This window comes from Pseudoalteromonas sp. TAB23 (assembly GCF_000498075.1).
GTDB classification, from domain to species: domain Bacteria; phylum Pseudomonadota; class Gammaproteobacteria; order Enterobacterales; family Alteromonadaceae; genus Pseudoalteromonas; species Pseudoalteromonas arctica.
Map to the genome: position 1 here is coordinate 1 of NZ_AUTP01000232.1, position 13,057 is coordinate 13,057.

Annotated in this window: 8 protein-coding genes, 2 rRNA genes and 1 pseudogene; 5 read left to right on the forward strand and 6 right to left on the reverse strand. The window is 41.9% G+C overall.

What is annotated here, in order from left to right:
- From L654_RS1000000128695 to gspC, 4 genes and pseudogenes are all read right to left on the reverse strand, one after another.
- Positions 1–364 (reverse strand): annotated as a pseudogene (locus L654_RS1000000128695) (type II secretion system F family protein); the annotation flags it as partial.
- A 12-nt stretch (positions 365–376) separates the two neighbouring features.
- Entirely contained in the window at positions 377–1,942 is a 1,566-nt protein-coding gene (gene gspE / locus L654_RS0113910) for a type II secretion system ATPase GspE (protein WP_024608234.1), read from the reverse strand.
- Positions 1,935–3,998: a type II secretion system secretin GspD gene (gspD, locus tag L654_RS0113915; protein WP_010555416.1), complete on the reverse strand. Its 2,064-nt coding sequence runs from the start codon at positions 3,996–3,998 to the stop codon at positions 1,935–1,937. The genes gspE and gspD overlap by 8 nt, the downstream gene beginning before the upstream one ends.
- Positions 3,999–4,021: 23 nt before the next feature.
- Complete coding sequence (gene gspC / locus L654_RS0113920) at positions 4,022–4,963, reverse strand: type II secretion system protein GspC (protein WP_024592283.1); 942 nt, start codon at positions 4,961–4,963, stop codon at positions 4,022–4,024.
- A 210-nt stretch (positions 4,964–5,173) separates the two neighbouring features.
- Between gspC and hslR the strand changes: the two genes are divergently transcribed.
- From hslR to L654_RS01000000126120, 5 genes are all read left to right on the forward strand, one after another.
- Positions 5,174–5,596, forward strand: coding sequence for a ribosome-associated heat shock protein Hsp15 (gene hslR / locus L654_RS0113925; RefSeq protein ID WP_024608235.1), 423 nt, complete (start codon positions 5,174–5,176; stop codon positions 5,594–5,596).
- 12 nt (positions 5,597–5,608) lie between these two features.
- Complete coding sequence (hslO, locus tag L654_RS0113930; RefSeq protein ID WP_007586592.1) at positions 5,609–6,454, forward strand: Hsp33 family molecular chaperone HslO; 846 nt, start codon at positions 5,609–5,611, stop codon at positions 6,452–6,454.
- Positions 6,455–6,721: 267 nt separating this feature from the next.
- Positions 6,722–8,260: a phosphoenolpyruvate carboxykinase gene (locus L654_RS0113935; RefSeq protein WP_010555418.1), complete on the forward strand. Its 1,539-nt coding sequence runs from the start codon at positions 6,722–6,724 to the stop codon at positions 8,258–8,260.
- Positions 8,261–8,443: 183 nt separating this feature from the next.
- Positions 8,444–8,626 (forward strand): PepSY-associated TM helix domain-containing protein, encoded by a 183-nt coding sequence (locus tag L654_RS1000000128305; RefSeq protein ID WP_225305756.1) that lies wholly within the window; start codon positions 8,444–8,446, stop codon positions 8,624–8,626.
- Positions 8,592–9,002 (forward strand): PepSY domain-containing protein, encoded by a 411-nt coding sequence (locus L654_RS01000000126120; RefSeq protein WP_024608236.1) that lies wholly within the window; start codon positions 8,592–8,594, stop codon positions 9,000–9,002. Before L654_RS1000000128305 ends, L654_RS01000000126120 begins: the two co-directional genes overlap by 35 nt.
- Positions 9,003–9,630: 628 nt before the next feature.
- Here L654_RS01000000126120 and rrf read toward each other — a convergent pair.
- Both rrf and L654_RS0113950 read right to left on the reverse strand, forming a co-directional pair.
- A 5S ribosomal RNA gene (gene rrf, locus L654_RS0113945) occupies positions 9,631–9,745 on the reverse strand.
- A gap of 205 nt (positions 9,746–9,950) precedes the next feature.
- Positions 9,951–12,841, reverse strand: a 23S ribosomal RNA gene (locus L654_RS0113950).
- Positions 12,842–13,057: the final 216 nt, after the last annotated feature.

The window sequence follows — 13,057 nt, forward strand, 5'->3', positions numbered from 1 at the left end:
CTACCATTGCACGATATAAGTCGTCAAAAACATGAGGAAACTCACTAAGACCATCGGCAAGGGTGTAACCTTCGACTACTTTTGAGCGTACCGACATAAGCATCCGCTTTAAACGCGGCTTTTCGCATTGCTCAGCAACCGCCATAACAGCGCCTTCAACAGGAAGTGCCGATTGAATAAGTGTTGCTAATTGCCTTGTAATTAATGCTAAGTCTGAGGTTGAAATTGTCGGCTTAAAAAAGCCGCCGAGTAAAGGGGCTTTTTCGCCTTTGACTTGTTTATCACTTTGCGCCGCAGGGACAACTTCAAGCGGCGTTAGTTTTTGATCACGTAAAGTTTGGCGAATTTGTTTAGCTGTATCGGCTTNCCGCCATAGTTAACCTTCCTCACGGGTAACACGCAATACTTCTTCAAGTGTTGTTTTACCTACAAGTACACGGCTACAACCATCTTGGCGAATACTTGGGCTGCGCTTACGAATGTATTTCTCTACGCTTTGCTCGCCTTTACCGTTGTGAATCATTTCGCGTATTGTTTCATCAACTACAAGTAACTCGTGAATACCCGTACGACCACGATAGCCATTAAAGTTACACTCTTCACACCCTACTGCTCGATAAATTGTCGGTTGGCTTTCAAAAGGAACCCCTAACAGCTGGCATTCATGCTCATCAGCCGTGTGACCTTCTTTGCAGGTATTACATAATGTACGTACTAGCCGTTGCGACAACACACCGAGTAACGACGATGAAAGTAAGAATGGTTCAACACCCATATCTTCCATACGTGTAATTGCACCCGATGCGGTATTAGTATGCAGAGTAGACATAACAAGGTGGCCGGTAAGTGACGCTTGAACACCAATTTGCGCAGTTTCAAGGTCGCGTATTTCACCCACCATTACCACATCAGGATCTTGGCGTAATATTGCACGTAAACCACGTGCAAATGTCATATCAACTTTTGCATTAACTTGTGTTTGCCCAATGCCTGGAATTTCGTACTCTATCGGATCTTCAACGGTAAGAATATTGCGATCGCGTGAGTTAATTTGGCTCATACCAGCGTATAGAGTGGTACTTTTACCAGAGCCCGTTGGCCCTGTTACTAAAATAATGCCGTGGGGTTTACTAATTAAATCTGAAAACAATGCACGGTTATCTGCGGTCATACCTAAATCTTCAAGGTTTAAGCGCGCGTTGTTTTTATCAAGTAAACGCAGTACTACACGCTCACCAAAGCTCGATGGCATTGTAGACACACGCACATCAACTGCACGCCCGGCAATACGTAAGCTAATACGGCCATCTTGTGGAATGCGTTTTTCGGCTATATCAAGCTTAGCCATTACTTTAATACGAGACACAAGTAACGATGCAAGTTTACGATTAGGCTTAAGTACTTCTTTAAGCACGCCATCGACCCTAAAGCGAATAACAAGCTCTTGCTCGAAGGTTTCGATATGAATATCAGAAGCCCCTTCTTTAATCGCTTCACTTAGCATGGCGTTAATAAGCTTGATTATTGGCGCATCATCGTCACCAGCCAGTAAATCTTCAGTTTGCGGAAGTTCATCAGCAAGTGAGAATAAATCAACCTCGTTGCCAATATCTTCCATCATTTGTTGTGTTTCAGAGCTATCACGTTGGTATGATGCTTCAAGCAATAGCTCAAATTTATCATCAGCCAATTGCTCAAGTGTAAAACCATGGCCTGCGATACGGCGTACTTCTAATAGTACTTCCACATCTAGCTCACCACGGTAGTAAACTATGCGGTGATCTTTGTTTTTGCCAAGTAACACACCTGCACGTCTTGCATAGGAAAACGGCAAACGCTTTGCTGGTAACTCAACTAACACATCACTCGTTAATAGCTCATCCTGATTATGCGTTTGAGGATGAACCACATCTTGGTTTATCTCTTGAATCGCATTAGTCATCTTTACGCTCTTGTGCATTTTGTTTACGCAGAGACTCTTCATACGTAGGGGGAAGTACTAATTCGTCATTCCACTCAGGTAAAATAGGCGTATCAGTCATTGGCATTAACTCAATACCGTCTTCTTTTTGTTTAAACTGCTCACCACGAATAAAGTTATATTTATTAAAGCTTAACTTATTCATGCTTACACCATCACGAATAATGGTTGGGCGAATAAACACAATAAGATTACGCTTACGGCGCGTTGTATTCGTTGATCTAAACAAGTGGCCTAAAATAGGGATGTCGCCTAATAAGGGCACCTTAGAAACACTTTCTTGTACGTCTTCGTCAATTAAACCACCAAGTACAACCATACCACCATCATCGGCCATTACCGTGGTTTTAATTGAACGCTTATTTACTGAAATATCAACCGCAGTTGCACCACTTACGCTCGATACTTCTTGCTCAATAGTAAGCTGTACTGCAGAGCCATCGTTAATCTGTGGCGTAACTACCAGCTTAATACCTACTTCTTGACGCTCAACTGTTTGAAATGGGTTAGCATTATTACTGCCTGTTTGTGAGCCTGTAATAATAGGCACTTCTTGACCGACTAAAATAGAGGCTTCTTCGTTATCCATTGTAGTAATAGAAGGGGTAGCCAAAATATTTGAATTTGTATCAGTGGCAACAGCCTGAATAATTGCGCCCCAATCATTTTTAACAACGCCCAGCGCTAAACCATTAATGCCACTAAGTAAGGAGGCTAATGGACCATAGTCACCTTCTGTTGTTTCCGTATACGGCGTTACCGTACCTGATTCAGTTCCTATTATATTTTTAGTAACGGTTACATCTTGTGCTTGCTCTGCAGCAACAGCTAATGACCCAACGGGAACCGTTGTACCATTGTTAAATTGCAACATACCGCCCTGCTCAGAAATCCACTGCAGGCCTAAGTTAACTCCGTCGCCTTCCATTACTTCAATAATAATGGCTTCAACCAGTACTTGGGCACGGCGAATATCAAGGCGTTCAATTACAGATTCTAATGATCGCATTGTGTCTGGCTGTGCGGTGATAATTAATGAGTTTGAGTCTGGGTGAGACTCTATACTGCTTTCATTATTGCTTCTGCTACGGGTCTTAGTAGTACCGCCTTGTGCATCTTCAACAAGTGACTTACTAACACCTTGCAATACTTTGACTAAATCTTCAGCTTTAGCATAATTTAGGTAAAACACCTTAGTATTACCTTGGCTTTCTAGCTCACCATCTAAGCGCTTAATTAGTTCAATAGCACGTGTACGTGCTTGGCCTTCACCACTTACAATAACGCTATTAGTTCGGCCATCAGCCACAACTTTTGGAATTAAAAATTCAGGCACACTGCCTTTACCGCTGTCTTTATAAATATTGTCTACTACAGAGACAACATCATCAGCAGTCGCATATTTAAGCTTAACAATGTCTACACGCTTGTCACCTGCCTGATCAACAGAGCGAATAATCTCAACTAAGCGATTAACCGATGCTGCATGACCTGTTAGCATCATAACGTTAGCCGCATTAAAGTTAGCAACGTGGCCACCATCTTTTTGATCGCTAAATTGACGAACTAGAGGACCAAGCTCCTGCACACTTACATTTTTAACACGTACAACACGTGTAATCATCATGTCGCCGCTAGCTTCATTACCTTCGTCAATAAGTGGCACATTTGATTTTTTAGCGTCTGAACTTTTTTCTACCTTAATTATGCCATTGTCCATTTCAACAGCTGAGTAGCCATAAACTTCCAATACATTTAAGAAAAACTGATAATAAAGTGCCTCGTCCATTAACTCATAGCTGCGAACATTTACCTTTCCGCGCACGTTAGGGTCAATAATGACTGTTTTATTAAGGTTTTTACCAACAATATTAATGAACTCGTTGATATCAGTCCCTTTAAAGTTAGCAGCATATTCAACAGCAGAAACAGACAAAGAAATACTTGCCGCCAAAAAAAGTGCTGCGTACTTAGCTAACCCTTTTTTAATTTTTTTGAGGTGTAGCACCTGAACCATCGTATTAAAACTCCAAAGCTAAATTATTGCAGACTAAATTGCACATCAATTTGTTCACCATCACGTTCTATAGTGATATTGGCATCTGTACTATTACGCAGCTCATTAATAGCTGACATAGCCTGTTTTAAATCTGTTAATTGATAGCCATTTATAGAAATGGCTAAATCGTTATTTTTTAAACCCATTTGCTTAAACAGCTCAGGCTCTTTACCTGGACTTAAGCGATATCCAATTAGCTCACCATCATTCATGGCTTGTGAAACACGTATATAGTCAAATAGCTTGCCCGGCTCTTCGAGTAACTCTTCACGTGTTTCTATAATTGCTTCTTTAACGTCCGGATCTGCAGTGGCATCTATTTGTAGATCACTTGGTTCTAATTTTTGCGGGCCCATTTCAGCGTCATCACGCGCAGCGAGTACGGGCATAGATACCTTTTTATTAAAATCGAGTCCATCAAGCATTAATGTTTCAAAGCGTCCATTAACACTCAAAATAATACGATCCGGCAATATTTGTGCAACTTCAGCACGCGTGCCCGATACTACTTCATCAACAAGATAGCTAACTTGCTTACCTTGTGATTCAATAATTGCGATACCTGCTTTGTCATCGTTATTAACCGCTACAATACCAGTTAAATTGATACTTAAGCGCGTTTCTGGCGCATTATTTATTACCTGCGATTGCTTTGCAGTATTATTGTTGTTTGTTACAGTTTTTTTACCAAATAAAAATTGCTCAATAATATGCTGCGCTGAGTTGTTACTCGCACCAGATGACTGGTTAGCATAATGAGTGGGGGTAAGTAGAGTTACTGGTGGTTTTGGCCACAAAAGCCAAACAAGTTTTGATAATAAAAATGCAAGATAAACAACAACTAACAGTGTCACTAATGCACTTAACTTAGCATGCGGTAAACGAGTTAAAAATTGTTTTAGTTGTTGGATTTGCTGTTCCATAAATAGTGTTCTTATTTTAATTTACTGCGTTAGCGCGTACCCATAGTACCCTTTCATTTTTCTTTCAACAAGCACACTAATATTAAACTTTGTAAACAGATTAAATTAACTTTACATAACAGTACAAAAAGTAAACTGCCGTTGTAATACCTTCATCCTACGATGATTTCATGATAAATTTTAAGCTATAAAAACGTGGGGAAATGCCTTATGAGTAAAAAAAGTAATGCTAATACCAGCTCAGACCCTGTAGGTGGGTTAAAAGTTCGATTAGATAAATGGTTATGGGCTGCGCGATTTTATAAAACTCGTGCAGTTGCACGCGAAATGGTGCAAGGCGGCAAAGTACATTATAATGGCCAACGTACAAAAGCGAGTAAAATAGTAGACGTTGGCGCAAAAGTAAAACTGGCTCAGGGCGTAGATGAAAAGCTGATAACTATACTCTCAGTGCTTGAAAAACGTCAAAGCGCCCCCATTGCACAGACCATGTATCAAGAATCTGATGCAAGTATTGCTAAACGCGAAGAAAACAGCATCGCACGCAAAAATAACAGCTTTTTTGCTCCTCATCCGGATAAAAAACCGGATAAAAAGCAAAGACGCGAACTTTTAAAAATGAAATCAAGTTAGGTATAGCCGCTCATGCAACAAGATTTACTTCACCGTTATTTATTCAACGAACTAGATGTTCGTGGCGAACTCGTACAAATCGAGAATGCTTATAATGAAATGATTGCCGATCATAATTACCCAGACCCAGTTAAAGCATTACTAGGTGAGTTACTTGTTGCAACCTGTTTATTAACCGCCACTTTAAAGTTTGAAGGTGAAATTGCAGTACAGCTTCAAGGTGATGGCCCAGTTAAATATGCAGTTATAAATGGTGATGATAAACAAAACATGCGTGGTATTGCACGCCTGCAAAGCGAAATTACGGGCACAACTGTAAAAGAGCTTATTGGTCAAGGCTATATGGTGATCACTATTACACCAAGTAAGGGTGAACGTTACCAAGGTATAGTTCCGCTAGAGCATGATACTCTGAGTGAATGTATCGAAAGTTACTTTGAACAGTCAGAGCAATTAAAAACACGCCTTTGGTTTGCAACCGACACAACAGAAGGTAGCGCAAAAGCATGTGGTCTATTTTTACAAGTACTCCCAGTTGATAAACAAAAATCAATTGAAGACTTTGCACACCTAGAAGCATTAAGTAACACCATTAAAGATGAAGAACTATTACACCTTGATGCTAATACTGTCCTTACACGCCTTTATCACGAAGATAATCCTCGCGTATTTGAACCTCAAGCGATTAAATTCAAATGTGGTTGTAGTCGTGATAAAACAATTACTGCACTTGTTAATATTGGACAAGAAGAACTACTCAAAGACGTAGCTGAAAAAGGGTCTGTTAATATTAACTGTCATTACTGTTTAAAAGAGTATGTTTTTAACGAACAAGATATAAAAAGCATTTTCAACTAAATGTTCAGCTTCATCTATATATAGTAATTAAAGCCGCAAAATATGCGGTTTTATATTATAAAAAGATGATACCGGTGTCATCTTTTCTGCTAATTTCATGACACCGGTATCATTGAAATTATTCATGTTTTTTCTTAAATATATGTGTTTTTAGAGGCTTTACGGGCTCGAATATCTTAAAACCTTCTGTTACTATAATTTCAGTTTAAGGGCACTGATAACCCCAGAGCTATCCGTTCAAACTCTCACACATAGTTAGGTATAAACATGACTACAGGCGCTACACGTTTTGTCGATTTAACCGCAGCTGAACTTGTCGAGCATGCGATCCGCCGTGGCGAAGGTACTTTAGCCGCAAATGGTGCTTTTGTTGCAATTACAGGAAAACGAACTGGTCGTTCACCAAAAGATCGTTTTATTGTACAAGAAACAACAACTCAAGATGATATTCAATGGGGCAACGTTAATCGTCCATTTGATGCAGACAAATTTGACGCATTATGGGCTCGCGTAGAATCACATGTTCAAAGTAATGACCACTTCACCTCTCACCTAGAAGTTGGCGCAGACCCTGAGCATTATCTACCTGTAGTTGTAACTACAGAAACAGCGTGGCACCATATTTTTGCCAAAAACATGTTTATCGAACCGCAGAACTATAACGCTTCAAACTTACCACAATGGCAAGTAATGAACGTTCCTTCGTTTGTATGTGAGCCAGAACGTGATGGCACAAATAGCGATGGCACCGTCATTATTAACTTTGCGCAGCGTAAAGTATTACTAGCAGGTATGCGTTACGCCGGTGAAATGAAAAAATCGATGTTTTCTGTACAAAACTTCCTACTACCAGCAAAAGGTGTATTACCAATGCACTGTTCTGCTAATGTTGGTGAAGCAGGCGATACAGCATTATTCTTCGGTTTATCTGGTACGGGTAAAACAACACTTTCAGCAGATCCTACTCGCTTTTTAATTGGTGATGACGAACATGGTTGGGCACCTGGAAGCGTGTTTAATATTGAAGGCGGTTGTTATGCTAAATGTATCGACCTGTCACAAAAGAATGAACCTGTAATTTGGAATGCTATCCGCTTTGGCACTATTTTAGAAAATGTAGTGTTAGATGAAAAAGGCGTTCCAGATTTTAACGATACTAGCCTTACTCAAAATAGCCGTGCAGCATATCCACTTGAACACGTTGAAAAACGTAAAGTAGAAAACCGCGCAGGAGAACCTAAGGCTGTTGTATTTTTAACTTGTGATGTAAGCGGTGTATTACCACCCGTTTCTATACTTAGCGAAGAAGCTGCTGCTTTTCACTTTTTAAGTGGATACACAGCAAAAGTTGGTTCTACTGAGATTGGTTCAACTAGCGATATTGAATCAACATTTTCGACATGTTTTGGCGCACCATTCTTCCCACGCCCTGCTGGTGTTTACGCTGAGCTTCTTATGAAGCGTGTACGCGAGTTTGGCGCTAAAGTGTACCTTGTGAATACAGGTTGGACTGGCGGCCCTTACGGCACAGGTAAACGTTTTGATATCCCAACTACTCGTGCAGTAATTGATGCAATCGTATCTGGTAAATTAGCGGGTGTTGAAACTCAGCACATTGATGTTTTAAACCTAGATGTACCGGTAGCAGTTCCAGGTGTAGATACTAACTTACTTAACCCAATTAATACGTGGGAAGACAAAGCTAAGTACAATGAATATGCAGCAAAACTTGCCGCAGACTTCACTGAAAACTTTGCTAAGTATGACGTATCAGACGATATAAAAAATGCAGGACCTAAAGCTTAAATAAGCTTCAAGCTTGTACTTTAACGCCAGCCAAGAGCTGGCGTTTTACTTTCTAAATACCTAATTTAATAAGTGCGACAAAATGCCGCACAACTCATATCAAAAAACCATATAATATACCGCGTAATTAATCATTCTTTAATGCCCAATAAACCTGCATTACTCATTACGACTATTTAATTAATGACACTAAAGCTTTCATGGCGAAAAATATTCAGGCGGTTACATTTATACTTAGGGCTCTCGGTAGGTGTTTTACTTGCTATTATTAGCCTTTCTGGCTCCGTATTAGTTTATTACCCACAAATAGACTCACTGTTAAATCCAATTAATGACACTACCACTAATACAAATACAGCCTTGTAAACAATTCAATATTCCTTTATCGCAAGCAATACTAATAGCACAAAAAGCATTACCGAGTGCGCGTTTAGCTTGGATTGAAACACCCTCAAACTTAAATGCTATTTACAGATTTAGATTTCAAACTGTAGACGATCCTTCGTATCGCTTCCCACATAGCTATATAGAAGTTAATGCACTTACAGGAAAGTTAGAGAGCGTGTTTAATATAGATAAGCAAAGTACGGCTAGTAAAATAAAAAACTGGATACACCCTCTACATGACGGCAGCATTGGCGGTAACATTTTAAAAGTCATTTGGGTGCTGAGTGGCTTTGGACCTGCTGCATTGTTCTTTATTGGCGTATATAGGTGGTTAGTTAGAACCAAGAAAATATAAAAATAAAATAAACTTTACGCCAATCTCCCTAGTTAAATGATCTATTTGAGGACAAAAATTTCTTTATTTCGTTGTTCTCGCCAATTACTCCTAAGTTGCTCAACCTTCTGTATCCATGCAATCGTATATCAGAAATTTCTAACGCAATTAACGTCAAGTTCAATCCACCAAATTGATTAGGTATTATTGCCGATTAGTATAATTATCAGGTATGTGTATTTATTCTGCACGCGCTAAAACTACAGTTAGTTACAGATGTAATGCGGTAAATCACTTAGGTAAACTTAGCGCACAATAGTGCCACCCAATTAATTGCTTACTAGTGTCTGTAAATAAGGCTATATACCTAATGGGAATGTCTAATAGGCTACTGAATAGTTAAAGCAAGGCTCTTTACAATGTGAAGCCTGCGTAATGTCACGATACCCACAGCGGTGGAGAGTCACGTAGTAAATGCTAATTTATTGGCCGACTGAGATATTAAGGGATTTTGCTGTGATTTTAACGTCGGGAGTCGCTACGCTCGGCCGACCTACGTGATGTGAGTGTGTGTTAATTGCGCGCATTTCACTTTTCTTCAGACGTAAAAAAGCCCTAATCGTTAGATCCGGGCTTTCTACAATTTGAAGCCTGGTAATGTCCTACTTTCACATAGCAAATGCTACACTATCATCGGCGCTGTTTCGTTTCACTACTGAGTTCGGCATGGAGTCAGGTGGGTCCAAAACGCTATTGTCACCAAGCAAATTAGGTGCAAAGAATCAATGACAAGCACGTAGTGCTACCATTTTCTTTGCGCAAGGTGCCTCAACTTTAACGCTACGCGCTAAGAGTCACCTCTTGAATTTGGAAAATATCTGATAATATTTTTTAAGTCTTTCTAAGTAATATCTACTTTAGTCATATTAACTTCTGTCAAACTGTCGCATAAAACGCGTTTGGCGTTGTATGGTTAAGCCTCACGGGTAATTAGTACAAGTTAGCTTAATGGCTCACACCACTTCCACATCTTGCCTATCAACGTTGTAGTCTTCAACGGCCCTTCAGAGACTTTAAAAGTCTAGTGAGAACTCATCTCGAGGCCTGCTTCGCGCTTAGATGCTTTCAGCGCTTATCAGTTCCGAACGTAGCTACCGGGCAATGCCATTGGCATGACAACCCGAACACCAGCGGTTCGTTCACTCCGGTCCTCTCGTACTAGGAGCAACCCCTCTCAATTCTCAAACGCCCACGGCAGATAGGGACCGAACTGTCTCACGACGTTCTAAACCCAGCTCGCGTACCACTTTAAATGGCGAACAGCCATACCCTTGGGACCGACTTCAGCCCCAGGATGTGATGAGCCGACATCGAGGTGCCAAACACCGCCGTCGATATGAACTCTTGGGCGGTATCAGCCTGTTATCCCCGGAGTACCTTTTATCCGTTGAGCGATGGCCCTTCCATTCAGAACCACCGGATCACTATGACCTACTTTCGTACCTGCTCGACGTGTCTGTCTCGCAGTTAAGCTGGCTTCTACCATTACACTAACCGTACGATGTCCGACCGTACTTAGCCAACCTTCGTGCTCCTCCGTTACTCTTTAGGAGGAGACCGCCCCAGTCAAACTACCCACCAGGCACTGTCCGTAACCCCGATTCAGGGGCCAACGTTAGAACATCAAAACTACAAGGGTGGTATTTCAAGGTTGACTCCACAACAACTAGCGTCGCTGCTTCAAAGTCTCCCACCTATCCTACACATGTAGGTTCAATGTTCAGTGCCAAGCTGTAGTAAAGGTTCACGGGGTCTTTCCGTCTAGCCGCGGGTACACAGCATCTTCACTGCGATTTCAATTTCACTGAGTCTCGGGTGGAGACAGCGTGGCCATGGTTACACCATTCGTGCAGGTCGGAACTTACCCGACAAGGAATTTCGCTACCTTAGGACCGTTATAGTTACGGCCGCCGTTTACCGGGGCTTCGATCAAGAGCTTCTCCCTAAGGATAACCCCATCAATTAACCTTCCGGCACCGGGCAGGTGTCACACCGTATACGTCATCTTGCGATTTTGCACAGTGCTGTGTTTTTAATAAACAGTCCCAGCCACCTGGTCACTGCGGCTCCCGTCCGCTTAGAGAGCAAGTCTCATCACAGATAGGAGCGTACCTTCTCCCGAAGTTACGGTACGATTTTGCCTAGTTCCTTCACCCGAGTTCTCTCAAGCGCCTTAGTATTCTCTACCTGACCACCTGTGTCGGTTTGGGGTACGATTCCATATAATCTGAAGCTTAGAGGCTTTTCCTGGAAGTATGGCATCAGCAACTTCATCACCGTAGTGACTCGTCTCGTGTCTCAGGTTTAATGTTTGTCCGGATTTACCTAAACAAACGCCCTACTCACTTTCACATAGACTACCAACGCTATGCTTGCTTAGCCTGCTCCGTCCCCCCATCGCAATTATATCGAGTACAGAAATATTAATCTGTTTCCCATCGACTACGCCTTTCGGCCTCGCCTTAGGGGTCGACTTACCCTACCCTGATTAACATGGGATAGGAACCCTTGGTCTTCCGGCGTGGGAGTTTTTCACTCCCATTATCGTTACTCATGTCAGCATTCGCACTTCTGATACCTCCAGCATACCTCCCGGTACACCTTCAACGGCTTACAGAACGCTCCCCTACCACTCAGAATAAATTCTGAATCCGCAGCTTCGGTGCATAGTTTAGCCCCGTTACATCTTCCGCGCAGACCGACTCGACCAGTGAGCTATTACGCTTTCTTTAAAGGATGGCTGCTTCTAAGCCAACCTCCTGGCTGTCTGGGCCTTTCCACATCGTTTCCCACTTAACTATGACTTTGGGACCTTAGCTGGCGGTCTGGGTTGTTTCCCTCTTCACGACGGACGTTAGCACCCGCCGTGTGTCTCCCGGATATTACTTTACGGTATTCGGAGTTTGCAAAGGGTTGGTAAGTCGGGATGACCCCCTAGCCTTAACAGTGCTCTACCCCCGTAAGTATTCGTCCGAGGCTCTACCTAAATAGATTTCGGGGAGAACCAGCTATCTCCCGGTTTGATTAGCCTTTCACTCCTAGCCACAGGTCATCCCCTAACTTTTCAACGTTAGTGGGTTCGGTCCTCCAGTTGATGTTACTCAACCTTCAACCTGCCCATGGCTAGATCACCGGGTTTCGGGTCTATACCTTGCAACTATTCGCCCAGTTAAGACTCGGTTTCCCTACGGCTACCCTATTCGGTTAACCTCGCTACAAAATATAAGTCGCTGACCCATTATACAAAAGGTACGCAGTCACCCAACAAGTGGGCTCCTACTGCTTGTACGTACACGGTTTCAGGTTCTATTTCACTCCCCTCACAGGGGTTCTTTTCGCCTTTCCCTCACGGTACTGGTTCACTATCGGTCAGTTGGGAGTATTTAGCCTTAGATGATGGTCCACCTATATTCAGTCAAAGTTTCACGTGCTCCGACCTACTCGATTTCACTTAAAATGTCTTTTCATGTACGGGACTATCACCCTGTATCGTGGCGCTTTCCAGCAGCCTTCCATTAACACATAATAAGCTTAAGGGCTGTTCCGATTTCGCTCGCCGCTACTTTCGGAATCTCGGTTGATTTCTTTTCCTACGGGTACTTAGATGTTTCAGTTCTCCGCGTTCGCCTCGTTAACCTATGTATTCAGTTAACGATACCTGCAAGCAGGTGGGTTTCCCCATTCGGAAATCTTAGTCTCAAGCGCTTTTTACTAGCTTGACTAAGCTTATCGCAAGTTAATACGTCCTTCATCGCCTCCAACTGCCAAGGCATCCACCGTGTACGCTTAGTCACTTAACCATACAACCCAAACGGGTCTTTGTTTTATGACAGTTTAACTTCGCCAGAAGTCAATATTGAATACTAAAGTAGATACCAATCAATCAACTCATAAGAGTTAACTAAATGGCACTGAATGGTACTGCTACCATTCTTTTTTTACTTTTGAAAACTCTTGATAAATACAATGTATCTATCAGAATTTTATTATCAGCTTTTCCAAATTTTTAAAGAGCA